This window comes from Erythrobacteraceae bacterium WH01K, from assembly GCA_027941995.1.
In the GTDB taxonomy this organism is placed as follows: Bacteria; Pseudomonadota; Alphaproteobacteria; order Sphingomonadales; family Sphingomonadaceae; genus CAJXSN01.
Window position 1 is genome coordinate 1659941 of the sequence record CP115966.1, and the last position, 24575, is coordinate 1684515.

Annotated in this window: 25 protein-coding genes, 1 tRNA gene and 1 other RNA gene; 18 read left to right on the forward strand and 9 right to left on the reverse strand. The window is 64.0% G+C overall.

All coding sequences use genetic code 11. The annotated features are described in order from the left end of the window. Positions 1-26 precede the first annotated feature (26 nt). The 3 genes from ssrS to PF049_08215 form a co-directional block, all read right to left on the reverse strand. Positions 27-219: non-coding RNA, 6S RNA (ssrS, locus tag PF049_08205), on the reverse strand. A 32-nt stretch (positions 220-251) separates the two neighbouring features. Then, positions 252-908 carry a cell division protein ZapA gene (gene zapA, locus PF049_08210; GenBank protein ID WBY15592.1) on the reverse strand — a complete coding sequence of 219 codons (657 nt, stop codon included), beginning with the start codon at positions 906-908 and terminating at the stop codon, positions 252-254. Continuing rightward, the gene (locus PF049_08215) at positions 905-1162 is read right to left on the reverse strand and encodes a hypothetical protein (GenBank protein ID WBY15593.1); all 258 of its coding nucleotides are present in this window, start codon (positions 1160-1162) and stop codon (positions 905-907) included. The genes zapA and PF049_08215 overlap by 4 nt, the downstream gene beginning before the upstream one ends. A 212-nt stretch (positions 1163-1374) precedes the next feature. Here PF049_08215 and tkt point away from each other — a divergent pair, with 212 nt between their 5' ends. From tkt to PF049_08245, 6 genes are read left to right on the forward strand one after another with little or no spacing between them, the layout of a single operon-like run. After that, on the forward strand, positions 1375-3387 hold the full coding sequence (tkt, locus tag PF049_08220; protein WBY15594.1) for a transketolase: 2013 nt from the start codon (positions 1375-1377) through the stop codon (positions 3385-3387). Positions 3388-3403: 16 nt separating this feature from the next. Beyond that, positions 3404-4408, forward strand: a complete 1005-nt coding sequence (gene gap, locus PF049_08225; protein WBY15595.1) for a type I glyceraldehyde-3-phosphate dehydrogenase — start codon at positions 3404-3406, stop codon at positions 4406-4408. Further along, positions 4405-5607: a phosphoglycerate kinase gene (locus PF049_08230; GenBank protein WBY15596.1), complete on the forward strand. Its 1203-nt coding sequence runs from the start codon at positions 4405-4407 to the stop codon at positions 5605-5607. The genes gap and PF049_08230 overlap by 4 nt, the downstream gene beginning before the upstream one ends. Further along, entirely contained in the window at positions 5604-6050 is a 447-nt protein-coding gene (locus PF049_08235; protein WBY15597.1) for a PaaI family thioesterase, read from the forward strand. Before PF049_08230 ends, PF049_08235 begins: the two co-directional genes overlap by 4 nt. Positions 6051-6057: 7 nt before the next feature. Beyond that, positions 6058-7578 carry a tryptophan 7-halogenase gene (locus PF049_08240; protein ID WBY15598.1) on the forward strand — a complete coding sequence of 507 codons (1521 nt, stop codon included), beginning with the start codon at positions 6058-6060 and terminating at the stop codon, positions 7576-7578. A 44-nt stretch (positions 7579-7622) separates the two neighbouring features. Then, positions 7623-9038 carry a tryptophan 7-halogenase gene (locus tag PF049_08245; GenBank protein WBY15599.1) on the forward strand — a complete coding sequence of 472 codons (1416 nt, stop codon included), beginning with the start codon at positions 7623-7625 and terminating at the stop codon, positions 9036-9038. A gap of 5 nt (positions 9039-9043) precedes the next feature. Here the strand turns inward: PF049_08245 and PF049_08250 are convergent, their stop codons facing one another. Beyond that, complete coding sequence (locus PF049_08250) at positions 9044-9808, reverse strand: flavodoxin family protein (protein WBY15600.1); 765 nt, start codon at positions 9806-9808, stop codon at positions 9044-9046. A gap of 151 nt (positions 9809-9959) precedes the next feature. Here PF049_08250 and PF049_08255 point away from each other — a divergent pair, with 151 nt between their 5' ends. Beyond that, the gene (locus PF049_08255) at positions 9960-10856 is read left to right on the forward strand and encodes a fructose bisphosphate aldolase (GenBank protein ID WBY15601.1); all 897 of its coding nucleotides are present in this window, start codon (positions 9960-9962) and stop codon (positions 10854-10856) included. A gap of 7 nt (positions 10857-10863) precedes the next feature. Here PF049_08255 and PF049_08260 read toward each other — a convergent pair whose 3' ends face one another. Next, on the reverse strand, positions 10864-11268 hold the full coding sequence (locus tag PF049_08260; protein ID WBY15602.1) for a hypothetical protein: 405 nt from the start codon (positions 11266-11268) through the stop codon (positions 10864-10866). Positions 11269-11346: 78 nt separating this feature from the next. Between PF049_08260 and thiE the strand changes: the two genes are divergently transcribed. The 3 genes from thiE to PF049_08275 are packed head-to-tail and all read left to right on the forward strand — an operon-like array spanning position 11347 to position 14056. After that, on the forward strand, positions 11347-11982 hold the full coding sequence (thiE, locus tag PF049_08265; GenBank protein ID WBY15603.1) for a thiamine phosphate synthase: 636 nt from the start codon (positions 11347-11349) through the stop codon (positions 11980-11982). A gap of 56 nt (positions 11983-12038) precedes the next feature. After that, positions 12039-13328 (forward strand): L,D-transpeptidase family protein, encoded by a 1290-nt coding sequence (locus PF049_08270; GenBank protein WBY15604.1) that lies wholly within the window; start codon positions 12039-12041, stop codon positions 13326-13328. A 17-nt stretch (positions 13329-13345) separates the two neighbouring features. Continuing rightward, entirely contained in the window at positions 13346-14056 is a 711-nt protein-coding gene (locus PF049_08275) for a M23 family metallopeptidase (GenBank protein WBY15605.1), read from the forward strand. A 22-nt stretch (positions 14057-14078) separates the two neighbouring features. On the opposite strand, the gene PF049_08280 is transcribed toward PF049_08275, so the two are convergent. Next, on the reverse strand, positions 14079-14471 hold the full coding sequence (locus PF049_08280; protein ID WBY15606.1) for a hypothetical protein: 393 nt from the start codon (positions 14469-14471) through the stop codon (positions 14079-14081). 130 nt (positions 14472-14601) lie between these two features. On the opposite strand from PF049_08280, the gene efp reads away from it, so the two are divergent. From efp to PF049_08310, 6 genes are all read left to right on the forward strand, one after another. After that, positions 14602-15165 carry an elongation factor P gene (gene efp, locus PF049_08285; GenBank protein WBY15607.1) on the forward strand — a complete coding sequence of 188 codons (564 nt, stop codon included), beginning with the start codon at positions 14602-14604 and terminating at the stop codon, positions 15163-15165. 22 nt (positions 15166-15187) lie between these two features. After that, entirely contained in the window at positions 15188-16006 is an 819-nt protein-coding gene (locus PF049_08290) for an inositol monophosphatase family protein (GenBank protein WBY15608.1), read from the forward strand. 30 nt (positions 16007-16036) lie between these two features. Further along, positions 16037-16121 (forward strand) — tRNA-Leu (locus PF049_08295). Positions 16122-16224: 103 nt separating this feature from the next. Further along, entirely contained in the window at positions 16225-16569 is a 345-nt protein-coding gene (locus PF049_08300) for a hypothetical protein (protein ID WBY15609.1), read from the forward strand. 199 nt (positions 16570-16768) lie between these two features. Then, entirely contained in the window at positions 16769-18568 is a 1800-nt protein-coding gene (locus tag PF049_08305; protein ID WBY17885.1) for an SLC13 family permease, read from the forward strand. Positions 18569-18819: 251 nt separating this feature from the next. Beyond that, positions 18820-20160, forward strand: coding sequence for an amidohydrolase (locus PF049_08310; protein ID WBY15610.1), 1341 nt, complete (start codon positions 18820-18822; stop codon positions 20158-20160). Positions 20161-20175: 15 nt separating this feature from the next. On the opposite strand, the gene PF049_08315 is transcribed toward PF049_08310, so the two are convergent. The 3 genes from PF049_08315 to PF049_08325 form a co-directional block, all read right to left on the reverse strand. Beyond that, positions 20176-20691: a hypothetical protein gene (locus PF049_08315; protein ID WBY15611.1), complete on the reverse strand. Its 516-nt coding sequence runs from the start codon at positions 20689-20691 to the stop codon at positions 20176-20178. Positions 20692-20826: 135 nt separating this feature from the next. Continuing rightward, complete coding sequence (locus PF049_08320; GenBank protein WBY15612.1) at positions 20827-21000, reverse strand: hypothetical protein; 174 nt, start codon at positions 20998-21000, stop codon at positions 20827-20829. A gap of 22 nt (positions 21001-21022) precedes the next feature. Next, entirely contained in the window at positions 21023-22621 is a 1599-nt protein-coding gene (locus PF049_08325; protein ID WBY15613.1) for an isocitrate lyase, read from the reverse strand. A 147-nt stretch (positions 22622-22768) separates the two neighbouring features. Between PF049_08325 and PF049_08330 the strand changes: the two genes are divergently transcribed. Both PF049_08330 and PF049_08335 read left to right on the forward strand, forming a co-directional pair. Continuing rightward, on the forward strand, positions 22769-24148 hold the full coding sequence (locus PF049_08330; protein ID WBY15614.1) for a short-chain fatty acyl-CoA regulator family protein: 1380 nt from the start codon (positions 22769-22771) through the stop codon (positions 24146-24148). 64 nt (positions 24149-24212) lie between these two features. Beyond that, positions 24213-24503 carry a hypothetical protein gene (locus tag PF049_08335; GenBank protein WBY15615.1) on the forward strand — a complete coding sequence of 97 codons (291 nt, stop codon included), beginning with the start codon at positions 24213-24215 and terminating at the stop codon, positions 24501-24503. The last annotated feature ends 72 nt before the right edge of the window (positions 24504-24575 follow it).

The window sequence follows — 24575 nt, forward strand, 5'->3', positions numbered from 1 at the left end:
CGTATCGCCGCCGGGGCGAAAGGGGTGGCGGAACCACCATGGGTCGTTTGCCGGGAAATCCTCTGACGCCTAAACGTCAGGTGGGTGCCGTATACCCCGGTTCCCGGGTTCCGCTCGCGAAGCGAACGCAGGGGCCCATGTTCCAGGGTAGGGACAGCTCCCTAGGATTGCTTATAGCCTCAGGGATATTCCAATCGGGCTCGTGCCGGGCAGTTCCGCCGCGTCCTATTTAGGAAGCGATCCTGCCGACCTCAAGCGCCGCGCGCTTCCAGCTTGTCGGCGGTTTCTTCCAGCAATTGGGCAAATCTCTCCAGTGCCGGGGGAAGATCGGCCTCGTCCGGTCCGGACGGCGCTCCGCCAAGGGCCTGCCTCAGGGTAGCTTCCGGCGGTGTGCGAGATCTTGCCTGCTGCGCTTCGGCACGTTGCTGTTCGAGATCCGCAATCCGGGCGCGCAGCGTGTTTTCCTCTGCTTCCCAGCCCAGCTCCTTCTCGCGCAGGTCGTTCAATTCCTGGCGAATGCCGGCCGTTTCTTCCGAAGTGCTCTGCTGTGCCGACTGCATCCGACCCAGTTCTTCTTCCAACTCGACGATTTTCGCCTTCAGCTGGTCACGCTGGCCGAGGGCGGTGTCGGCGTCCCGCTGGCGGTCCTGCATTTCGGCGCGATAGGAATCGAACGAGTCGGCGATGACTTTCTTGTCCGCGTTCGCCATCCGGGTCGCCTTGCGCGCCTCGTGCAGTTCGTCGGCCAGCTGGAGCGATGCGAACAGCAGGTTCTGCGCGAATTGCGGGGCCATGGGCTGGAATTTTTCGTCGATCGACGCGCCCAGCGCCTGGACGTGCTCTTCCTGCCCTTCGGGACAGGAGATCGAGAAAGACTGTCCGCCAACGCGCAGTTCGATCGTTTTCATTGCTCGAATTTCCCGACCAGTTCGTCGATCCGGCGGATCTGGCTCGCGACTTCCTCGCGCAGGGCCTCGTGCCGGACGACCAGTTGCGAGACGGATGGTGGCACTTCCGCGGTGCCGGTAGCGGGCGGCGAAGCCATGCTGTCTGTTTCGGCCTGCGTGGGGCCTTGCGCGGGAAGGGCTTCGGCCGCCCGCGCGATGCGCGCCAGCGCGGCCTCGATCCGCTGGATGGCCTGTTCGGTGCGATTATCGTCCATGGTGCGCGTGAATTTACCGCCAGATGGCAGGAAGGGCAAAGGGTTGCCGCCTCCTGTTGATAAAATGCCCGAAGGCAGGCCTGTTGCCTTTGCCAGGGCCTGCCTGACCTAGCTGTGCCTTGACCTCGGGCGGGTGCGCGGCAATGGCTTCGCGACAAGGACGAATCGCGCCCGCTGCGAGGCGCGGACCTGATGCAGGAGCTGCCCTTCCGATGAGCCCCCATTCCGCCGGGTTTGATAACGACCGCCTCGTTCCCATGGCGAATGCCATCCGCGCGCTGTCCATGGATGCCGTGCAGGCCGCCAATTCGGGGCATCCCGGCATGCCGATGGGCATGGCCGACGTGGCCGCGGTGTTGTGGTCGAAGTTCCTGAAATTCGATCCCTCTACGCCCGACTGGGCCGACCGCGACCGTTTCGTGCTGAGCGCAGGTCACGGCTCGATGCTGATCTACAGCCTGCTCCACCTCTCGGGCTATGCAGCGCCGACGATGGAGGACATCCGAAATTTCCGGCAGCTGGGAAGCCCGTGTGCCGGACATCCGGAGAATTTCCTCCTGCCGGGCGTGGAAGCGACGACCGGCCCGTTGGGTCAGGGCGTGGCGATGGCCGTCGGCATGGCAATGGCGGAGCGGCATCTTAACGCAGAGTTCGGGGATGACCTCGTCGATCACAAGACCTGGGTCATCGCAGGCGACGGCTGCCTGATGGAAGGCATCAACCACGAGGCGATCGGCCTGGCGGGTCATTTGAAGCTGGGCCGCCTGAACGTGTTGTGGGACGACAACAACATCACCATCGACGGGGCGGCAGATCTGTCGACCAGCGAAAACATTCTCGCCCGTTACGAGGCGACGGGTTGGCATATCGTCCGCTGCGACGGACATGATTTCAAGGACATAGAGCGCGCTCTTGCCGAGGCGGAGGAGAGCGAGCGTCCCTCCATCGTCGCCTGCCGCACGGTGATCGGCCGCGGCGCTCCGAACAAGCAGGGGACCAGCGCAACCCATGGCGCGCCGCTGGGGCCGGAGGAAATCGCAGCCGCCCGCGAGACGCTGGGCTGGGAACACGATCCCTTCGTCGTGCCGGACGATATCCTGGGCGACTGGTCCGAAACGGCGAAATACGGCCGCGAGGCACACGCCGCATGGGCGGGCCGCCTGTCGGATTCCGGGCGCAAGGCGGATTTCGAGAACCGGATGGCTTCGGTCGCCGATCTTGCCGGTCCCGCGCTTGAAGAGCACATTGCGGCATTGGCAAAGGAACCGCAGAAGGTCGCCACCCGCAAGGCATCGGAATTGGCACTGGGCCCGCTGACAGCGAAGATCCCGCACATGATCGGCGGTTCGGCCGACCTCACCGGCTCCAACAACACCAAGACCGCCAGCACCGCGCCGTTCACCGCCGACAATTACGATGGCCGCTATGTCTATTACGGCATCCGCGAGTTTGGCATGGCTGCGGCCATGAACGGCATGATGCTGCATGGCGGCATCGTACCTTACGGCGGTACGTTCCTGATTTTCAGCGATTATTGCCGCAATGCGATACGCCTGTCGGCTCTGCAGCAGGTGGGGGCCGTCTATGTCCTGACGCATGATTCCATCGGCCTTGGAGAAGACGGCCCGACCCACCAGCCGATCGAGCAGGTAATGAGCCTGCGCCTGATCCCCAATCTCAACGTCTATCGTCCCTGCGATACGATCGAGACGGCGGAATGCTGGGCGCTGGCACTGCAGACGCCCGAAACGCCTTCGGTCCTCGCGCTATCCCGCCAGGGCCTGCCGCAGCTGCGCGGCGAGGGCGACGAAGACTGGTCGGCTGCGAACAACCGCAGCGCGAAGGGCGCCTACCGCCTCCGCGAAGCCGGTGCGGCGCGCAAGGTCGTCATTGTCGCCACCGGTTCCGAAGTCGCGCTGGCAATGGAATGTGCCGAGCGGCTCGAGGCGGACGGGACCGGCTGCGATGTCGTGTCCATGCCTTGCATGGACCTGTTCGAACAGCAGGACGATGCCTACCGCACTGACCTGCTGCCGGAGGATGCGCTTATCGTCTCGATCGAGGCGGGCAGCACGCTGGGCTGGGAACGCTATACCGGGCGCAGCGGCCTCAATATCGGGCTCGACCGGTTCGGGGCGAGTGCGCCGGCGGGCGATCTGTTCGAAAAATTCGGCTTTACCGCGGACGCCATCGTTCCGCAGATCACCAACAAACTCAACGCTTAAGCAGGAGCTTTTCATCATGGCTACCAAAGTCGCAATCAACGGTTTCGGCCGCATCGGACGCCTCGTGGCGCGCGCCCTGCTGGAGCGGGACGATCACGATCTGGAACTGGTCGCGATCAACGACCTTGCGGATACCAAGTCGAACGCCCTGCTGTTCGGCTTCGACTCGACCCATGGCCGCTTCCCCGGCACGATCGAGCACGACGACGGCGAGATGACCGTCAACGGCAAGACAATCGCCGTCACGTCGGAGCGCGAGCCGGGCAATCTGCCCCACGAGGAGATGGGCATCGACCTGGTGCTGGAGTGCACAGGCTTCTTCCAGAGCGACGAAGCCTGCCGCCCGCACCTGGAAGCTGGCGCGAAGAAGGTCCTGATTTCCGCCCCGGCCAAGGGCGTGTCGAAGACCGTCGTCTTCGGCGTCAACCAGGACACGCTGACGGCGGAGGACGTCATCGTCTCCAACGCCAGCTGCACCACCAACTGCCTGGCCCCGGTGGCCAAGGTGCTGAACGACACGGTGGGCATCGAGCGCGGTTTCATGACCACGATCCACAGCTACACCAACGACCAGCGGATGCTCGACCAGATGCATTCCGACATGCGCCGTGCACGTGGCGGGGCGCAGAACATGATCCCGACCACGACCGGCGCCGCCCGCGCGGTGGGCCTCGTCCTGCCGGAACTCAACGGCAAGCTCGACGGATCGAGCGTGCGTGTCCCGACCCCGAACGTGTCGCTGATCGACCTCGTCTTCACGCCCAAGCGCGACACCAGCGCAGAGGAACTGAACGCTGCGCTGAAGGCTGCGGCCGATGGCGCGATGAAGGGCGTTCTGGACTACACCGACCTGCCCCTGGTGTCGGGTGACTTCAATCACCACCCGGCCAGCTCGACCGTCGACAGCCTGGAAACCAGCGTCATGGAAGGCAAGCTGGCCCGCGTCGTCAGCTGGTACGACAACGAGTGGGGCTTCTCCAATCGCATGATCGACACCGCCGGGGTCATGGCCTCGCTGTGAGCAGTTTTCGCACCCTCGACGACTTGCCGGAGGATCTTTCCGGCAAGGTCGCGCTCGTCCGTGTCGATCTGAACCTGCCGATGCAGGACGGTTCGGCCACCGATGTCACCCGCGTGGAGGCGGCGAAGCCGACCATCCTGGAACTGTCGCGCAAGGGTGCGAAAGTCCTGCTGCTGGCCCATTTCGGGCGGCCGAAAGGCCAGCGCAATTCCATGATGAGCACCAGCTTCGTGCAGGGCGACGTCGAGGAAGTGCTGGGCAAGGAAATCATGTTCGTGCCCGAGGTTTCGGGACCGGTGGTCGAGCAGTCGATCGGCATCCTCGGCGATGGCGATATCGGCCTGCTCGACAATGTGCGGTTCTGGCCGGGGGAGGAGGCGAACGACGCCGATTTCGCCAAGGCCATCGCCGCGCATGGCGATATCTACGTGAACGACGCGTTTTCCGCCGCGCACCGGGCCCATGCCTCGACCGAAGGGCTGGCGCGCCTGCTGCCGGCCTATGCCGGACGCGCCATGGAAGCCGAGCTGAAGGCGCTGGACGCCGCCCTCGGCAATCCGGAAACGCCGCTGGCCGCCGTCGTCGGCGGGGCGAAGGTTTCGACCAAGCTCGACGTGTTGCAAAACCTCGTCGGCAAGGTGCAGCACCTAATCATCGGCGGCGGCATGGCCAACACCTTCCTCGCCGCGCGCGGGGTCGATGTCGGCAATTCGCTGTGCGAGCATGACCTGACCGCCACGGCGAACCAGATCATGGATACTGCCGATCACGCGGGCTGCACGGTGCACCTGCCTTATGACGTGGTGGTGGCGAAGGAATTTGCCGCCAATCCCGCGTCCCTGCGAACCTGCAACGTCCACGAAGTCGCTTCCGACGAAATGATCCTCGATATCGGTCCGCAGGCGACGGAGGCGCTGGCCGATGTGCTCAAGACCTGCCGCACGCTGGTCTGGAACGGACCGCTGGGCGCATTCGAGACGCAACCCTTCGACGAAGCGACGGTGGCGCTCGCGAAGACCGCCGGCGCGCTGACGCAGGACGGTTCGCTCATTTCCGTGGCCGGCGGCGGCGATACCGTGGCGGCGCTCAACCATGCGGGCGTGGCGGATGACTTCACATTCGTCTCCACCGCAGGCGGTGCGTTTCTCGAATGGATGGAAGGCAAGGACCTGCCGGGCGTCGCGGCACTGAAAGCATGAGCGACGCTGTTTTTCCCGGCGGTCACATCGCCGAAGACGGAGAGTTCGCTGGCTGGTCCTACTGGCAGGGCGACCCGTACGAAACGCGCAGCGGACCGTTCTATACGCAGCGCGAAGAGGACGGGAGCTACGTGTGCGCCTTCCGCGCGGAAGAGCGGCACATGAACGGCGCAGGCTTCATGCATGGCGGCTGCCTGCTGACCTTCGCCGATTACGCGCTGTTCTCCATCGCGACCGACGAACTGGCAGGCGACATGGCAGTCACCATGAACCTGTCCGGGGATTTCCTCGATTCCGCGCAGAACGGGCAGCTGATCGAAGCGCGGGGCGAGGTGACGCGCGCCGGGGGGCGGACGATCTATGTCCGCGGCCTTGTGACGGCAGACGGTAAGTCCGTTCTCAGCTTTACCGGCATCATCGCAAAGGTCCGCAGGAAGGGATAATGTTCGGGTGACGACGGGGCGGATCGGGCGTGTCGTGATCGTCGGCGGGGGAACCGCCGGATGGATGACGGCGGCAGGCCTGTCCCGCGCCCTCGGGCAGTCGGACCTGTCCATCACGCTGGTGGAATCCGATGCCATCGGAACCGTCGGTGTGGGTGAGGCGACCCTGCCGCAAATCCGCGACTTCAATCGCCTTGCCGGAATAAACGAGCGCGAGATGATGGCGCGCACGGCTGCCACCATCAAGCTGGGCATCGAGTTCTGCGACTGGGGCGAGCCGGGCACTCGCTACATCCACCCGTTCGGAACCTATGGCGAGGCCATCGGGCCCGCGCCGTTCCATCACTACTGGCTCGCGGAAAAGGCGGACGGCAATGCGCGAGCTTTCGGGGAATATTCGCTCCCCATCGTAGCGGCACGCGCAGGCCGCTTCGAACCGCCTGCCGACGAGGAAGGGCTTGGCGCCTACAATTACGCGTTCCAGTTCGATGCCGGCCTGTATGCGGCATACCTGTCGGACGTGGCGCAGCGATCGGGTGTCCGGCGTCATGAGGGGCGGATCGTCGAGATCGAAAGCAATGGCGAAACGGGCGAAGTGGCAGCCGTCGTCATGGAAAAAGGGGAGCGGATCGAGGGCGATCTGTTCATCGACTGCTCCGGCTTTCGCGCATTGCTGATCGAGCAGGAATTGCAGACCGGCTTCGAAGACTGGAGCCATTGGCTGCCCTGCAACCGCGCGTGGGCGGTGCCGTGCGCGACAAGCGCGGAGACGGCGCCTTATACACGGGCGACGGCGCGCGAGGCCGGATGGCAGTGGCGCATTCCGCTGCAGCACCGGGTGGGCAACGGGCACGTGTACTGCGACCGCTACATCAGCGACGAAGCCGCCGTCGAAACCCTGCTCGCCAATCTCGAGGCCGAGCCTATCGCCGAGCCGCGCCAGCTGCGCTTCACGACCGGAAAGCGGCGGCGGATGTGGAGCCGCAATGTGGTTGCCATCGGTTTGTCGGGCGGTTTCCTGGAGCCACTGGAATCGACCAGCATAGACCTGATCCAGAGCGGCATCCTGAACCTCGTGACGCTGTTTCCGGCAGGCGCGATCGACGAGGCGGACGTGTCGGAATACAACCGCCTGATGGACCTCGAATATGATCGCATCCGCGATTTCCTGATGCTGCATTATGTCCTGAACGCGCGCCATGGCCAGCGCTTCTGGGACGACATGCGGGAGATGGAATTACCCGCCAGCCTCGCAGAAAAGATCGACGCGTTTCGCCGGCGCGGACTGACGCCGGACTATCAGGAAGGTTTGTTCCTGCAGCAAAGCTGGCTGTCGGTGTTCATCGGGCAGGGCGCCGTGCCGGAAGCCTTCGACCCGCGGGTGACAGCGATGAGCGTATCCGACCGGCACGCGCGGATGGAGCGCATTCATTCCGCCATCGCGGGGCGGGCCGAGCCGTTGGAGCCGCATCTCTCCTTCATCGGGAAATACGGTGCGGTCTATCGCGGGGAGGGTATCGGACGGTGACGGCCAAGCCTTCACAAACAGTCCGTTCCGTTTTGCTCGCCGGCTTGTCGCGGGACGTATGGCTGGTTGCCGCGCTGCTCGCGCGCGAATTGCCCGAATGTACCGCGCTGACCGTGGTCGTGGACGAAACGCCCGTACCCCCGGCCGGCGCAGTCGTCCCGCTGGCCAGTCGCTATCACGAACGGTTGGGGCTGGATCTTGCGGCCCTCGTCCGGGATTGCGGGGCGATCCCTTCGCTCGGAAACGTGCTGCAGGGTTTTGCGGGGGAGGGCCATTCGCTCGTCATTGCAGCGTCGGGCGATTTGCCTGCCATTGCGGGTGCATCGCTGCACCAGTTCCTGCTCCGCGCGCAAGCTGACGAGGGTGAAGGTGCGGACTTTCTGCCCTTCCTTGCGCCTTTTCGCTTCGCGGCCCGCGCGGCGGAGGGGGGCAAGTTCGCCTTGCCGGGCGACGCACCGGATTCGCCGCTTGCCATGCTCGGCCCGCAAGTCGGTTTCGACCGCGATCGCTATGCTCGGATGCTGCGTGAGGAATGTGCCGCGCGATGCAAAGTGAAGTCGGGAACGGTCGCGGGCGGCGTGCCGGGACCGGACGGGCATGTGAAGTCCGTCGCTTTGGAAGGCGGCGAGGCTGTCGAGGCGGATTTCTTCGTCGACTGCTCGGGCCGGATCGCTACGTTGCTGGATGCCTCGCCGGAACGGATCGACAGCCCGGCTTCCATATTCGGCAAGATCACCTGCGCTGTGGAGCCACTTCGGGGCGACCCACCGCTCCCGACATGGACAGCGGATGCTCACGGGATCGCAGCGCGCATTCCCACCGAGGACGGCGACATCGTTTCCTACCGGCACACCGGCGAGGTGGCGGAAGAGCACCTCGCGAACATTGCGGGCTCCGATGCAGTGACGCAGGACGCGCCAGCAGCTCTGGTTGCCGCGGCATGGCGGGGCAATTGCGTCCGGCTCGGCGAAGCGGTTGGCTCTCCGGGCAGCGTCCTGTGCGGGGATGCGGCGCTGCTCGCGGAAATGGCGCTCCATCTCGCCGAGTGCCTCCCGGCGCGAGCGGCGATGGCGGCAGAGGCGAAGGCCTTCAATCGCAGATACCGCGAAACCCAGGCGGCGCTCAGCGATTTCGCGAATGCGCCGCTCCATCTCAACAGGCGAAGCGAAGGGCCGTGGCAGACCCTGGCGCGCGGAGCCCCGTCCGCCACGCTGCGCACACGCATCGAGCAGTTTGCCAGCCGGGGACATATCCCCTCGTTCGAGCGGGAATATGCCGACCGGCAGACATGGACCGAGATGCTGGCAGGGCTGGGCATCAGGCCCAGGACTTATGATCGCCGCGTAGACACCGTTCCGGAGCAGCAGGCAGCGCAGATCCTCCTGACGATACGGCGGCAGCTGGAAAGCTCGCTCGCCGCCATGACGTCACGCAAAGCCTATCTGGCGCAGCTCGGCTAGCGCCCTCAATCGCGGCGATGTTCCGGGTTCGGCCATCCCGGCTTGCTCCCGTCGTCCCATTCGCTGCGAACGTTGCCGACCGGCGGGTAACCGCCAGCATCTTTCAGCATCCGCGCGGCATGGAGCAGGTTGAACGCCATGAAAGTGGTGTTGCGCTGGGTAAATTCGTTGTCGAAACCGGCGCGGCTGCCATCGTCCTGCTCGTCGCCATAGGATGGCCCCGGTCCCGCTTCGCCGATCCAGCCGCAATCGGCCTGTGGCGGGATGGTCATGCCGACATGCTGCATCGAATACAGCACGCTCATCCCGACATGCTTTATGCCGTCCTCGTTGCCGGTCACCACGCATCCGCCAACCTTGCCGTAGAAGGCATATTGCCCGGCATCGTTGGTCTGTCCCGAATGGGCGTAGAGTTTCTCGATGAAGGACTGCGCGACCGAACTTTTCTGGCTCAGCCAGATCGGGGTGCCGAGAACCACGATGTCGGCATCGAAGACGTCGGGCGAGAGCCTCGGCCAGTCGTCTTCCGGCCAGCCGTGCTCGGTCATGTCCGGATAGACACCCGGCGCCAGCCTGTAGTCGGTCAGACGATGCCGCTTCACTGCGACGCGCTGCGTTTCGAAGATCTCGGCCACGACGTCCAGCAACGTATCGGTGTGCGAGGCCTCCCCGGGCGGCTTCAGCGTGGCGTTGAACAGGACGGCCTTCAGGTCAGAGAAATCGATCTCGCTCCCTTCGCAGATGGAGGTCTGGGTATCGCTGAGGGCCATGCTGTGTCCTTTCGTGAACTGCCTGAGACACCCTTGTTGAGGGCGTCTGTGCGCAGGGTGTGTTGCGGGACTTCGAATGCGTAGCTAAGGCGCTGGCGATGCATTCGTATGCAACCCAGTCCTGACACCTGATAGCCCGAGGAACCCACCGATGAATTTCGACGAGATGAAAGCCAAGATTGCCGCAGGCGACGGCTTTATTGCAGCGCTTGACCAGTCCGGTGGTTCCACGCCCAAGGCGCTGGCAGGCTACGGCGTCGGCGAAGACGAATGGTCGGGCGACGAGGAAATGTTCGCCAAGATCCACGAAATGCGCTGCCGCATCGTGGAAAGCAACGCATTCACCGGCGACAAGGTCGTGGGCGCGATCCTGTTCGAAAAGACGATGGAAGGCTGCAACCCCGAAGGTATGCCGATCCCGGAACGCCTTGCCGGCAAGGGCATCGTTCCGTTCCTGAAAGTCGACAAGGGCATGCACGATACCGAAAACGGTGTGCAGCTGATGAAGGAAATGCCCGAGCTCGACGCAAATTGCGCGCGGGCGAAGGAACTGGGTGTCTTCGGCACGAAAATGCGCAGTGTCATCCACGAGGCGGACGAGAAGGGCATTGCCGACAATGTCCGCCAGCAGATGGATTTCGGCCTCCAGATCCTGAGCAACGGCCTGGTCCCCATCCTCGAGCCGGAAGTGAGCCTGAAGAGCGAGAGCCGCCCGCAGACCGAAGCCCTGTTGCTGGCAGCCATGCTCGACGAACTGAACCGCGTGCCCGAAGGCCAGCAGGTGATGCTGAAGCTGACCATTCCCAGCCAGCCCGACCTCTACAAGCCGCTGACCGAGCATCCCAAGGTCCTGCGCGTCGTGGCGCTTTCGGGCGGGTATTCGCGCGACGAAGCGTGCACCGAACTGGCCAAGAACCACGGCATGATCGCCAGCTTCAGCCGCGCTCTGCTGCAGGAGCTGCGCGCCCAGATGGACGAGGCCCGCTTCGACGAAGCGCTCGAGAACGCGATCGACGCGATCTATACCGCGAGCAAGCAGCCGGGCTGACTTAGCTTCAGGAGCCCGTAAACGCGAAGCGGTATCGCGTTTCGTCTGGCTCCGAATCCGTTGTCCGTTCGGGCGTTGCACTGACGAGGCGCACGGGAACACCGTGCGTCTCGTAAAGCTCGCCCAGCGTCAAATCCGTCGTATCGCGCCAGCCGTCGCCGTCGATCTGTGTCCGCACGATGACGCGTCCGGCCCAGACGCACCGCGCATTGACCGGGCAGCGGCTGTCCTCGACCAGTTTGCGAGGCGTAACGACGACGCTGCCGACCTGGACCGGGCGTCCGATGCCGACCTGGTATCCCTCGGGCGCGGCGGCCAGCGGCACCTGTCCACCATCCGGTATTACGGCACATCCGCCCAGCGAGAGCAGAGCGGCAAGGGCAAGAGCGAGAGCGGGGGCGCTTTTCTTCATGACCGCGAAACTGCTCCGGCCGCTATTGCCGCCACGTGAATGGTGACGCGCGCGCTTTCGCCCGTTAGGGCGCGGGCCATGTCCGAAGAACGCGAACCCTGCCAGCTCTACCTCATCTCCCCGCTCGAGACCGGGGGTGACTTTCCCGGCCGGTTGGAACGGGCGCTGGAGGCCGGACAGGACATCGCGACGGCATTCCAGTTCCGGGTGAAGGGGCTGGACCAGCACGAGGCGGCGTCTCTGGCGGCCCCGCTGCAGGAAATCTGCGCCGCGCGCGACGTGGCATTCATCGTCAATGACAGCGTGTCGCTGGCGAAAAGGCTGGGCGCGGACGGGGTTCATCTGGGTCAGGGCGATGGCGACCCGAAGGAGGCGCGCGAAGTGCTGGGCCGCGAGGCGCAGATCGGCGTCACCTGCCATGACAGCCGCCACCTCGCGATGGAAGCAGGCGAGGCCGGGGCGGATTACGTGGCCTTCGGGGCTTTCTTTCCCAGCACGACGAAGCAGAGCGACCACAGGCCGGAACCCGAATTGCTGGAATGGTGGAGCGGCCTGTTCGAGATTCCCTGCGTGGCGATCGGCGGCATCACGCCGGACAATGGAAAGCCGCTGGTGGATGCCGGGGCCGATTTCCTAGCGGTGTCGGGGGCCATCTGGGGCGGGGACGAGGTCGTAGCGATGAAGGCGTTCGCCGCGATTTTGCGCGACAAGTAACGGACATATTTCGCTTCTCACGCGTTAAGTGCGCATATCTTTATCGGAGAATCCGCATGCGCACCCTGAACATCCGCCCGCTCCTCGCCGCCGCCTCCATCCTTGCTCTGACTGCCTGCGGGCTGGAAGGCACGGACAGTCAGGAACAGGAAACGGCGCAGAGCTCGTCCGATACGTCGAACGATTACGGCTACCAGACCTATAGCGACGACAATCTCGCCGACAGCATGGCGTCGAATGACGACGCGGCGGACAATGCTGCCACCCGCTCCGGCGAAGGCGTGTCCGGCGATGCCAGCAATATGGGCGCGGACAATGCCATTCCCGACAGCGAGGAACGCCCGACCATGCAATTGCAGGTCGTGCTGGACCGCCAGGGCTTCGGCCCCGGCGTCGTCGATGGCAAGATGGGTATGAGCACGCGCCACGCGCTGAGCGGGTTCCAGGAAGCCAACGACCTCGAGGTGACCGGAGAACATGACGAGGCGACGAAGGAAGCGCTGGCGCAGTATGACGGCATTGCTGCCACGCGGGTCGTCACCATCCCGGACAACTGGGGCGATCTTGAATTTACCGACATGCCGGAAAGCACGGCCGACAAGGCGGAAATGGAAAGGCTGGGTTATACTTCGCTCGACGAGAAGCTGGCCGAGCGTTTCCATACGACCGTTGCCGTGCTGAAGGAACTGAACCCCGGCGGGAAGCCTGCGGGCATGGAAAACGATCCGGCCGACGGCGCGGGTGAAGACGCCTCGCCTGAAGGGGAAAACGCGTCTTCCGGAGAAGGATCCGCCGATACCTCCAAGTCGTTTTTCACCGCAGGCCAGCAGATTCGCGTTCCCAATGTCGGGGCCGACCGGATCGAGCCGGGTGCGATACAGGATCGCGGATGGCAGATGACGCTCGCCAGCCTTGGCGTGGGAACAGAGCAGCCGCAAGTCGACCGCATCGTCGTCAGCAAGGAAGGCCAGACTCTGAAGGCCTATGAAGGCGAGACACTGGTCGCGATCTTCACGGTCAGTTCTGGCTCGTCGGAATTCCCGCTCCCGCTGGGAGAATGGGACATCGTGGGCGAGGCGTACAACCCGCCTTATTCCTACGACCCCGAAGTGCTGGGGAATGACGATCCCGACGGAAAGACCTACACGCTCCCGCCCGGGCCGAACGGTCCCGTCGGCATCGTGTGGATCGACCTGAGCAAGGAACATTACGGCATCCACGGCACGCCGGAGCCGGAAACCATCGGACGCGCGCAGAGCAGCGGGTGTGTCCGCCTGACGAACTGGGATGCGGCGCGCCTGGCGCAGATGGTCGATACCGAAACGCAGGTGATTTTCGAGACATGATGGGCTAGGCTGCCGGCATGAAGTTTCTCGACCGCCTGCTGACCATCGTGGTCACCGCCACCCTGACATCGGCCGTGTGGATCGTAGCGGGCGGCAGCCTGATCGAGAATGCGACCGGTTCAAGCCAGCGCGATACCGTCCGCCCGGCAGAGGCAGCGCCCAGTCCTTCGGCCACCGACACCTCTGCCGGGGTCGATCCTGCAGACGGGGGCGTGGGGGATGACGGGGTAGCCCCTCCGCTGGGCGGGAACGACGTGTCGACACCTTCGGCTCAGGAGCGGGCGCAATTGCTCGTGCCCGTGCTCAATGTCCGCCCCTCCGACCTCAGCGATACCTATAGCGACGAGCGTGCCGGCGGGGAGCGACTGCACGAGGCGATCGACATCATGGCGCCCGAAGGCACTTCGGTCATCGCGGCGGCCGCGGGCGAGGTGGAAAAACTGTTCCGGTCCGATGCCGGTGGGCTGACGATCTATGTCCGCTCGGGCGACCGGCAGACGATCCATTATTACGCCCACCTGTCGGAATATGCGCCCGGCCTTCGCGAAGGGATGCGCATTCGCCGGGGACAGCGTCTGGGTTCTGTCGGCAGCACGGGCAATGCCGATCCCGAGGCACCGCATCTGCATTTCGCCATCCTGCGCACGACGCCGGATGCCGAGTGGTGGGAACCGGCCAATGCGGTCAATCCGTTTCCGCTACTGGCGGATCGCGGGCGCGCGGAGTGACGCCGCAGCGACGGTCCGGCGCCTAGCGCTGGGTCCGCACGCAGCGCAGCCTGCCTGGGGGACCGTCCGCGTTCATTTCCTGCAGCATGCTGGGACCGCGACGCAGGAACTTCGCGCCTTTCAGCGGCCCGCGCGTGAAGGTCACGGTGCGGTCGGTCGCCAGATAGGTCCCGCTGCCGCGTGTAGAAAAATAGCTCGACGCATTGCCGATGGCGAAGTCCTTCTCGTGCACTGGCACCCAGGCCGCACCGTCCGCGCTGCCGGGCAGGGAGCACCGGTACTGGCCAAGAGGCAGGGTCTCCAGCCGGCCCTCCGCCTGCGCCATCGCCTGCGTGCCGCCGGACGTCGCAGAGGCCACGCAGACAAGCGTGCCGAGCGCGAGGGCGCCGAGCTTCGGGCGGATGCTCCTGAACATGGTTCGTGTTCCTATCATCTGACGCGCCATACCGCCACACTCCTTGCCGCCGGCTTACCAAGCGGCTAAGCGCAGGCCATGTTCCGGCGGGCCTTCGACGGCCTTGTCGCCATTCCCAAGAGGCAAACCCATGAAAATCAGCGGCGTGGACATCCGTCCCGGCAACATCATCGAATATGAAAACGGCATCTGGAAAGTTGCCAAGATCCAGCACACCCAGCCGGGCAAGGGCGGGGCGTACATGCAGGTCGAGATGAAGAACCTGCAGGATGGCCGCAAGACCAATGTCCGCTTCCGCAGCGCCGATACGGTCGAGAAAGTGCGTCTGGAAACGCAGGAATACCAGTTCCTGTACGAAGACGGCGACATGCTGGTCTTCATGGACCAGAACACGTTCGAACAGATCAACCTGCCGAGCGACCTGCTGGGCGATGCCCGCCCGTTCCTGACCGACGGCATGACCGTGACGCTCGAACTGTGGGAGGAAAAGCCGATCTCCGTCGCGCTGCCCGAACAGGTCGAGGCGACCATTGTCGAGGCGGACGCAGTGGTGAAGGGGCAGACCGCTTCCTCCAGCTACAAGCCGGCCGTGCTCGAAAACGGTGTGCGCGTGATGGTCCCGCCGCATATCGAGAGCGGCACCCGGATCGTCGTCGACGTCTACGAACAGACCTATGTCGGCAAGGCGAGCTGAGCGCATTTAGAAGGTTTCTGGCATGTCTATGTATTCAGGCCTGATCCGCGTCATGGAACGCGCCGCGCGCAAGGCCGGGGGCAAGCTGCGCCGCGATTTCGGCGAGGTCGAGCACCTGCAGGTGAGCCGCAAGGGCCCGGCCGATTTCGTGTCGAAGGCCGACCGGATTGCCGAGCGCACGCTGTATGACGAACTGATCGCGGCGCGGCCCGACTGGGGTTTCGTGCTGGAAGAAGGCGGCATCATCGAAGGCGACCCGGACAAGCCGCGCTGGATCGTCGACCCGCTCGACGGGACGAGCAACTTCCTCCACGCCATCCCGCATTTCGCGATCTCCATCGCGGTGCAGGAGCCCAAGCTCGGCGGCGGCGGATGGGGCGATGTGACCGCCGGGGTCATCTACCAGCCGATCCTCGACGAAACCTACTGGGCGGAAAAATCGCGCGGTGCATGGTTGCATGACGGGCGCCTGCGAGTGTCTTCGCGCCGCAGCCTGCCCGACGCGCTGATCGCCACCGGCATCCCGTTCCAGGGCCATGGCGACTTTGCCGAATGGGGCCGCATCTTCGGGGCCATCGGTCCCGAAGTCGCCGGGATCCGCCGCTTCGGCGCAGCCTCGCTCGACCTCGCCTGGCTAGCTGCCGGACGCTTCGACGGTTTCTGGGAAAGCGGTCTCAACGACTGGGACACTGCCGCTGGTTGCCTGCTGGTGCGCGAGGCGGGCGGTTTCGTGTCCGATTTCCGCGGCCGTTCGCAGCCGATCCATTCGAAGCAGGTGCTGGCAGCCAATGACGCGCTGCATTCCCGCCTGCACAAACTCTTGGCAAATGCACTGAAGTAACGCTATCCGCGCGGCCTGCCTCGCAGGCGTGCCCCTGTGGTGGAATTGGTAGACGCGCTCGACTCAAAATCGAGTTCCTTACGGAGTGCCGGTTCGACTCCGGCCAGGGGCACCACCCTTTTCGAAAATCTGGCGATCCGGCTGTAACCTTGCCCGATCCGCTGGCGAAACAGCCCCGGACACCGCCTGCGCTTTGCAGGTGCAAAGGGGATACCAGCATGATTTTCACCATTCGCAGCGCGGCCCTGATCGTGGCAGCCGCGCTGTTCGCAGCCGTCCTGTCGAAGGCGTTCTACATCACGGTGGTCTCGAACACAGAAGGCGAGACACTGCGCCGCATCACGTGGATGACGGAAATGGCGCTGTTCACCATCCCCGCGACCGTGGGCATCGTGCTGGCGGCAAAGGACCGGGCCCATCCGCTGGCGTGGGCGGCCATCGCGGTCGGCGGCATGGTCAACCTGATCCAGGTCGCCATGGGGCTCGCCATGTTCGGACCTGCGCGAGAGGCCGCCGATGCAGCCGTTTTCCAGACCGTGCTGCAGGGCGCCTTCTTCCTCTAATTTCCACGGCAAGGCGATGTTCGGCTTCGCAGCCATCGGTTTCGGCATTGCAGCCCTTCGCGGCGGCGCGGCTGCCAAGGGGCTGGGTATCGCCGGCATCCTGTCGGGCGGCATGAAGGGATAAATCGGGAGCCAAGTTCCCGCGAAAGATTAAAAGACTTGCGCTCAGGCATCCCGGATGGGAATCGGGGCGCACGCCATGATACCCCCACCATCACCGCATGCGATTGCAGCCATGGCCGTCACGGTGGCCATGTTCATCGGCTTTGCCCGCAACAAGCTCAGCATCGAGATCATTTCGCTGCTGACGATCGCGGTCATCGCGGTGGGCCTCTATTTCTTCCCGCTGGAAGGGAACGACCCGACCGATGGCCTGGTCCTCGCCTTCGCAGGCTTCGGACATTACGCGCTGATCACGATCTGCGCGCTGATGATCATGGGGCGGGGACTGGTGGTGACCGGCGCGCTGGAGCCGGCGGCGCGGTTCCTGGAAAGCGTGTTCCGCTACAATATCCAGCTTGGCCTGCTGCTGTCGCTGGTGATTGCATTCGTCCTGTCGATGGGCGTCAACAATACGCCCGTCCTGGTCCTGCTGATGCCGATCTTCGTCGCGCTGGCGCATCGCGGCGCGTTGCCTGCCTCGAAGACGCTAATCCCGCTCAACGCCGCATCCCTGATCGGCGGGGTGGCCACCACGATCGGCACCTCGACCAATATCCTCGTCGTTTCGATCGCAGTGGACCTTGGCATGCCGCGCATGGGCGTGTTCCACTTCACGCCGATCGTGCTGGTCGCAGGCGCCATCGCGCTGCCCTATCTCTGGCTGGTGATGCCCCGCCTGCTGGGTGACAACCGGGTGGAGAAGAGCCATGCGGAGCGCCGCTTCACGGCCCGCCTCCGGATCGAGGAAGACAGTCCGCTGAGGGGGCAGGACGCAGCCGACATACAGGCGAATCTGCCCGACGGGGTCGATTTCGTGGACCCGCCCAGCGGACCGCTTGAGGCGCAGCAACGCCTTCTGCTGTCGGGCACGCATGAAGGCCTGGAATCCGCCATGCGGATGCTGGACAGCGAAGTCGCGCCTGCCTGGGTGCTCGACCGTATCCGGCGCCAGTCCACGTCGCTTTCGCAGGATATCGCGGTGGTGGAGATGGCGGTGACCGCCGACAGCCGCCTGATTACGCGCACCCTGCCAAGTTCCGGCATTGCCGATCTTTACGGCGTGGCCGTTCTGGGCATCCACCGGCCCGAAAGACTGGTCGCCGAAAAGACCGTCTATAGCGAAGCCGGCGATTTGCGGATCGCGGAAGGCGACGTGATGCTCGTCATGGGATTGCCGGAAGACCTGGAGGAGTTCTCCCGCACGGACAGCCTGCTGAAGCTGGAAGGTATGCGGGAACTTCCCCGCCGGTCGAAAGCGGTTCTGGCGGCGGCCATCATGGGCGGCTCGGTCGGGCTGGCCTCCATCGGCCTGATCCCGATCGCAATCGCGGCGCTGGCCGGATCGATCCTGATGTTCCTGACCGGCTGCGTGAAGTTCGACCGCGTGGGCAGGGCCCTGTCCGGGCAGGTCATCGTGCTGATCGCCGCCAGTATCGCGCTGGGGCGGATCATCGACGAAAGCGGCGCCGCCGAATGGCTCGGCCTCGTGCTGGCCTACGGCCTGCAATATCTGACACCGGCCCTGGTGCTGGCGGCAGTGATGCTGTTCGTGACGGTGCTGACGAATTTCGCCTCCAACGCGACGGCGGCGACCGTGGGCACGCCCATCGCCTTCAGCGTGGCAAACCAGCTGGGCATTCCGGCGGAACCGATGGTGCTGGCGGTGCTGTTCGGCTGCAACCTCTGCTATGCGACGCCTATCGCGTACCAGACCAACATGCTGATCATGTCGGAGGGGTCTTACGAGTTCAAAGACTACCTCAAGACCGGCGTTCCGCTGGTCCTGCTGATGGTGACGACGCTCTCTTTCCTGCTGGTGGTCACCTACAATATCTAAGGCGATTGGCGGTCGCGCAGCCGCCCTGCGCATCGCGGGGCTTTCCTACAGGCAGGCAATCTGGCACCTTCACTCCATCGGGACGCCCGGGGTGTTTTCCTTCCTTCCTCGCGCGATGTGTCAACTTCGCTCAGAGGCCGTGAAAGGACGGAAATGCGAGGCGTCGACGGCATAAATGGTTTTGGGACCGAGCGGCGCATGTGTGTTCTTTGTCAACTTCGCACACGCTCACCGGAAGAGAGGAAACGACGATGAACCGCATGACACGTTGGACGATCGGCGCCGCGGCGGCAGCGCTTCTGGCGGCAGGCCCTGCGGCCGCGCAGGACGATACGCTGCGCAGCGATCTGGCCGCCGACATGCCGGGACTGATGGAGCTTTACCGCGACCTGCACGCCAATCCCGAACTCAGTTTCGAAGAGGTGGAGACGGCAGCTAAACTTGCCGCGCGGATGCGGGCCATGGGGTTCGAAGTGACCGAAGGTGTGGGCCAGACAGGCGTGGTCGCCATGATGCGCAATGGCGATGGACCGTTGGTCATGCTGCGCGCCGACATGGACGGCTTGCCTGTCACGGAACAGACGGGTCTGCCCTATGCATCGAAGCAGGTCGCCATTCCCGCCTCGGGCGTGGAGACGGGCGTGATGCATGCCTGCGGCCACGACACCCACATGACGGGCTGGATCGGCGCGGCGCAATTGCTGGTCGATCGCAAGGACGAATGGTCGGGCACGCTGATGATGATCGCCCAGCCGGCAGAGGAGATCGGCGAGGGCGCGCCTGCCATGCTGGATGACGGTCTCTACCAGCGTTTCGGCACGCCCGATTACGCCATCGCCTTTCACGATGCGGCCCAGTTTCCGGCAGGCATGATCGGCTATTCGCCGGGCTTCGCGCTTGCCAATGTGGACAGCGTGGACATCACCGTTCCGGGGATCGGCGGACACGGCGCCTATCCGCACACGACGAAGGACCCCATCGTCCTCGCCAGTGCGATCGTCATGAAACTGCAGACGCTGGTGAGCCGCGAAAGCTCGCCGCTCGATCCTGCCGTCGTCACGGTCGGCAGCTTCCATGCGGGCGCGAAGCACAACATCATTTCCGACGAGGCGAAACTGCAGCTGACCGTCCGCAGCTATTCGGACGAATCGCGCAAGGCCCTGCTTGACGGGATCGCCCGTATCGCGCGCGGCGAGGCGATGGCGGCGGGAATGCCGGAGGACAAGATGCCCACCGTCTCGGTCGCGGAACAGTACACGCCTGCCACCTTCAACGACCCGGACTTTACCGAGACGATCATGGCAGGATTCGCGGCGCGGTTCGGGGAAGACCGGGTGCAGCAGGTCCCCAGCGTCATGGGCGGAGAAGATTTCGGCCAGTTCCGCCGCTACGCACCGGAGGAAGTGCAGTCGCTGATTTTCTGGGTCGGCGGCGTGCCGCAGGAAGAATTCGATGCAGCGCAGAGCGGGGAGGGGACGCTGCCCTCGCTCCACAGCCCCTTCTGGGCCCCCGACGCCGAAAAGGTGATTGCCACCGCCGCAGAAGCGCTCGCCGATGCAACCCTGAGATTGATGCCCGCCGGCGGAGAATGATGCCCGGTCGGGCGGTCAGTCCGGGGCGTCTTGCGAAGGTTCGGTGCGGCCGGCGCGTCGCATCGACTGGCGGGAGATGCGGGCCATGGTCGCGTCGTCCATCGCGCGGTCCTGAAGGGTTTCCAGCATTTCGGCCTGCTCCTCCGGGCTGAGCGCCTCGAATTCCTCGCGCGTCAGGCCGAGAAGGATCCAGGGTTCCTCGGTCGACGCGCGGCGGGCAGGAGGGCGGTAACTGGAAGCGCCGCTTCCGGCGGTTCCGACCCAGCTATCGGGTGCGAATTCGCCCTCTACGATACCCGACCGGGATGCATCGACCAATTGACCGGTGCCAAATGCTCTCTTGTTCGTTTTGCTGTGTTGCTGGCGTTTCTGTGCCGAAAACGTTTCGACCGTCTCGACAGCGTCGTCGACGTGTCTGCTGTTTCCGCTATCCGCCATGATGGCAACCGCCACAGTCAGAAGTACGGTAATCACCGCGAAATGGCGATACATCTTCGCCATGCTCGGCGGGTTGTTGGCCTTCCTTACCATGACTGCGGCTTAGCGCGGATGGGTTAAGCAAAGCTGTGCGATGAAACGGGAAGGTCTTCGCAGAGCAAGAAATTGGGCGGCAGGCGGAATGAACCGCCTGCCGCCCGTCTCCTCCCCAGGAGATGAAGTCAGCTGTCAGCTGTAATTGCCGAGCCGGTGGTGGAGGGCGTTGATCTTGGCCAGCTCCTCCCGGTCGTCCAGCGTCCTGGCGTGGCTTTCCAGCGCGCGCCGCAGCAATTTGAAATCGGCCGTGGAGAGCAGGGCACGTGCGCGCCCTGGCTCTTTCTGTCCGGTAGTTTCGTCGGTCATCGTGATTCTCCCGTCGCGGGGGTTATGCGGCCGCGAACTGGTTCATCGTATTGTCCTTGCCGCCTGCCTTCAATGCAGCTTCGCCGGCAAAATATTCCTTGTGGTCGTCCCCGATGTCGGATCCGGCCATGTTCTGATGCTTCACGCAGGCGATACCCTGGCGGATTTCCTCGCGCTGGACCTGCTTCACGTAACCCAGCATCGCCTCCTCGCCGAAATAGCGCTTGGCGAGATTGTCGGTGCTGAGCGCAGCCGTGTGATAGGTCGGCAGGGTGATGAGGTGATGGAAGATGCCTGCCTCGCGCGCTGCATCGGCCTGGAACGTCTTGATCCGCTGATCCGCTTCGGCAGCGAGATCGGTATCGTCGTAGTCGATGCTCATCAGCTTCGCACGGTCGTAGGCGGACACGTCCTTGCCTTCTTCTTCCCAGGCATCGAAGACCTGCTGGCGGAAGTTGAGCGTCCAGTTGAAGCTCGGCGAGTTGTTGTAGACCAGCTTCGCGTTCGGGATGACTTCGCGGATACGCTTCACCATGCCGCCGATCTGGCCGATATGCGGCTTCTCAGTCTCGATCCACAGCAGGTCGGCACCGGCCTGAAGGCTCGTGATGCCATCGAGGACGCAGCGGTCTTCGCCCGTTCCGGGGCGGAACTGGTAGAGGTTGGACGGCAGGCGCTTGGGACGAAGCAGCTTGCCTTCGCGGCTCAGGAAAACGTCGCCGTTCTTGATGTCTTCGGGCGAGACTTCCTCGCAGTCGAGGTAGCTGTTGTACTGGTCACCCAGATCGCCTTCTTCCTTGGTATAGGCGATCTGCTTGGTCAGGCCGGCGCCAAGCGAGTCGGTGCGGGCGACGATGATGCCGTCTTCCACGCCCATTTCGAGGAAGGCGTAGCGGATGGCGCGGATCTTCTGGTGGAAGTCCTCGTGCGGGACGGTGACCTTGCCATCCTGGTGACCGCACTGCTTCTCGTCGGACACCTGGTTCTCGATCTGTAGGGCGCAGGCGCCTGCTTCGATCATCTTCTTGGCGAGCAGGTAGGTTGCCTCGGCATTGCCGAAGCCTGCATCGATGTCGGCGATGATCGGGACGACGTGCGTTTCGTAATTGTCGATGGCGGACTGTATCCGCTTCGCTTCGACTTCGTCGCCGGCTTCGCGTGCCTTGTCCAGATCGGAGAACATCAGGCCCAGTTCGCGGGCGTCGGCCTGCTTCAGGAAGGTGTACAGTTCCTCGATCAGCGCGGGGACGCTGGTCTTCTCGTGCATGGACTGGTCGGGAAGGGGGCCGAATTCGCTACGCAGCGCCGCGACCATCCAGCCGGACAGGTAGAGGTAACGCAGCTTCGTGCCGCCGAAATGCTTCTTGATCGAAATCATCTTCTGCTGCGCGATGAAACCGTGCCAGCAGCCCAGCGACTGCGTGTACTGCGCCGGGTCGGCGTCATAGGCTTCCATGTCCTGGCGCATGATCTTCGCCGTGTACTTCGCGATGTCGAGGCCGGTAGGGAAACGGTTCTGCAGACGCATGCGTGCTGCACTTTCCGCGTCGATCGCATTCCACGGCGCGCCGTTGGCGTCGATCGTCTTGGCGATTTCGTTGGTGGTATCCTGATAGGTCATGTCGGTCTCCGTTCATGGGGGAGGGATGGCGTTACCCGGTCTTCCTGCCATCGTTGGGCGCATTGCGACATGAAAAATGACAAACTATCTTGTCTGATTGCGCAGTTTGCGCAAGAGAAGCTTGTCACCATGTAAAGATATTGACAAATGAGCGAAGCTACACTTCTTGCAGGCCCCGCCCTGCGCCGCCTCCGCAAACGAGAGGGTCTTACACAGGCCACCATGGCCTCGCGCCTCGGCATATCCGCCAGTTACCTCAACCTCATCGAGCGCAACAAGCGGCCCGTGTCGGCGCGCGTCGTCGTCCAGCTCGTCGAGCAGTTCGACCTCGACCCGAGGCGATTGAAATCGGACGAGTCCATCGGGGGCCTCGACGGGCTTGCCCGCAGGCTGTCGGACGAGCGTTTTGCAGATCTCGGTATCGACCGGGACGAAGCAGCCGAATTTCTTGCCGCAGCTCCGCAAGCCGCGGCGGCTTTCGCGCGGCTCTTTGACAAGGCCGGTAATGTGGACGACGCAGGCTACGATCCGCTGGTCGCTTCCCGGCGCGAGATCGAACGTTGGAAAAACCATTTTGCCGATCTCGACAATTCCGCAGAAGAACTGGCCGACGAATTGCGCCTGTCCCGGGCGGATTTGTCGGCCGCGCTTACAGAGAGGCTGCGCGAGCGTCACCAGCTGGCGATCCGCATCCTCCCCCGCGACGTCATGCCGGAAACCCTGCGGCGGCTCGATCTTCACGCAAGGCAGGTCCAGATATCGGAGATGCTTTCGCCCGCATCGCGCAATTTCCAACTGGCGCTGCAGCTTGCGCAGCTTGAACAGGGCAGTGCGATTACACAGCTTGCGGCCGGTTCCCAGTTCGAGGACGAGGCCGCGCGCAAACTGTTCGAACGCCATTTGACCGGTTATTTCGCGGCCGCATTGCTGATGCCGTATTCCAGGTTCCTGAGGGCGTGCGAGGCAACCGGATACGATCTCCCCGTGCTGGAACGGCGGTTCAATGTCAGCCCCGAACAGCTTGCCCACCGGCTCACGACCCTGCAGCGGGTCGGGCAGAGGGGGCTACCCTTCTTCATGGCGCGCATCGACCGTGCGGGGCAATTTTCGAAGCGGTTTTCCGGTGCGAGCGGCACGCCGCTGCTGGAGAGCGAGAATTCCTGTCCGCTCTGGAACGTGCACGAGGCGTTCGAGCGGCCGGACAGGTGGGTCGTCCAGACGGTTCGGATCGACGATCGCGGAGAGAACGCTAAAGAATGGCTGACGCTTTCTCACGCCGTCGACGCAAGTGGTGGCGGGGGGAAATTCGCTATCGCCCTTGGTATCGATGCAAATCTGGCGGCACCGATGGCGCAGACGCGGCAGGGTTTGACCGGCATTTCCGCAGCGCAGCCGATCGGACTCGGCTGCGCGAGGTGCCGGCGGGAAGATTGCCGTCAACGCTCCCTTCCGCCGAAAAACGCGTCCCTCGCATTCGACCGGACCAAGCGCAGTTCGACCCCGTTCGATTTCCAGACTGCCAATTGATGGTGAGAGCAGGCGGAACCGTTCGTGTACGTCGAGAATTGTGCTTTCATCTGGAGATAACGCAATGACCGAAGAACGTATCAGCACCACCCGCGAGCCCGATGGCACCACGACTACGACACGCACCACGTCGGTCCATGACGGCGCTTCCTCCTCGGGCGGAGGAAAGATCTTGCTGGCTGTGGTCCTCCTGATTGCTGTCGGTGCGGCCATTTTCCTTTTTTCCGGCATGAGCGATGCTGAAATCGCCAAGGATACCGCGATCACGGACGCCGCCGGCGAAGTAGGAAACGCCGCACAACAGGTAGGCGATGCTGCACAGGATGCTGCCGACAGCGTCACCGGGCAGGAGTAAACGGGCTGCTAACCAACGCGGCCCGCCGATCCCTTATGATCGCCCAAATCCTGTAAAATTTACCGACATTTC

What these genes read in the sequence shown, in the direction of transcription:
- zapA (WBY15592.1), bottom strand. Translation starts at nt 908, where the DNA reads ATGAAAACGATCGAACTGCGCGTTGGCGGACAGTCTTTCTCGATCTCC.
- PF049_08215 (WBY15593.1), bottom strand. Translation starts at nt 1,162, where the DNA reads ATGGACGATAATCGCACCGAACAGGCCATCCAGCGGATCGAGGCCGCG.
- tkt (WBY15594.1), top strand. Translation starts at nt 1,375, where the DNA reads ATGAGCCCCCATTCCGCCGGGTTTGATAACGACCGCCTCGTTCCCATG.
- gap (WBY15595.1), top strand. Translation starts at nt 3,404, where the DNA reads ATGGCTACCAAAGTCGCAATCAACGGTTTCGGCCGCATCGGACGCCTC.
- PF049_08235 (WBY15597.1), top strand. Translation starts at nt 5,604, where the DNA reads ATGAGCGACGCTGTTTTTCCCGGCGGTCACATCGCCGAAGACGGAGAG.
- PF049_08250 (WBY15600.1), bottom strand. Translation starts at nt 9,808, where the DNA reads ATGGCCCTCAGCGATACCCAGACCTCCATCTGCGAAGGGAGCGAGATC.
- PF049_08255 (WBY15601.1), top strand. Translation starts at nt 9,960, where the DNA reads ATGAATTTCGACGAGATGAAAGCCAAGATTGCCGCAGGCGACGGCTTT.
- PF049_08260 (WBY15602.1), bottom strand. Translation starts at nt 11,268, where the DNA reads ATGAAGAAAAGCGCCCCCGCTCTCGCTCTTGCCCTTGCCGCTCTGCTC.
- thiE (WBY15603.1), top strand. Translation starts at nt 11,347, where the DNA reads ATGTCCGAAGAACGCGAACCCTGCCAGCTCTACCTCATCTCCCCGCTC.
- PF049_08270 (WBY15604.1), top strand. Translation starts at nt 12,039, where the DNA reads ATGCGCACCCTGAACATCCGCCCGCTCCTCGCCGCCGCCTCCATCCTT.
- PF049_08275 (WBY15605.1), top strand. Translation starts at nt 13,346, where the DNA reads ATGAAGTTTCTCGACCGCCTGCTGACCATCGTGGTCACCGCCACCCTG.
- PF049_08280 (WBY15606.1), bottom strand. Translation starts at nt 14,471, where the DNA reads ATGTTCAGGAGCATCCGCCCGAAGCTCGGCGCCCTCGCGCTCGGCACG.
- efp (WBY15607.1), top strand. Translation starts at nt 14,602, where the DNA reads ATGAAAATCAGCGGCGTGGACATCCGTCCCGGCAACATCATCGAATAT.
- PF049_08290 (WBY15608.1), top strand. Translation starts at nt 15,188, where the DNA reads ATGTCTATGTATTCAGGCCTGATCCGCGTCATGGAACGCGCCGCGCGC.
- PF049_08300 (WBY15609.1), top strand. Translation starts at nt 16,225, where the DNA reads ATGATTTTCACCATTCGCAGCGCGGCCCTGATCGTGGCAGCCGCGCTG.
- PF049_08305 (WBY17885.1), top strand. Translation starts at nt 16,769, where the DNA reads ATGATACCCCCACCATCACCGCATGCGATTGCAGCCATGGCCGTCACG.
- PF049_08310 (WBY15610.1), top strand. Translation starts at nt 18,820, where the DNA reads ATGAACCGCATGACACGTTGGACGATCGGCGCCGCGGCGGCAGCGCTT.
- PF049_08315 (WBY15611.1), bottom strand. Translation starts at nt 20,691, where the DNA reads ATGGTAAGGAAGGCCAACAACCCGCCGAGCATGGCGAAGATGTATCGC.
- PF049_08320 (WBY15612.1), bottom strand. Translation starts at nt 21,000, where the DNA reads ATGACCGACGAAACTACCGGACAGAAAGAGCCAGGGCGCGCACGTGCC.
- PF049_08325 (WBY15613.1), bottom strand. Translation starts at nt 22,621, where the DNA reads ATGACCTATCAGGATACCACCAACGAAATCGCCAAGACGATCGACGCC.
- PF049_08330 (WBY15614.1), top strand. Translation starts at nt 22,769, where the DNA reads ATGAGCGAAGCTACACTTCTTGCAGGCCCCGCCCTGCGCCGCCTCCGC.
- PF049_08335 (WBY15615.1), top strand. Translation starts at nt 24,213, where the DNA reads ATGACCGAAGAACGTATCAGCACCACCCGCGAGCCCGATGGCACCACG.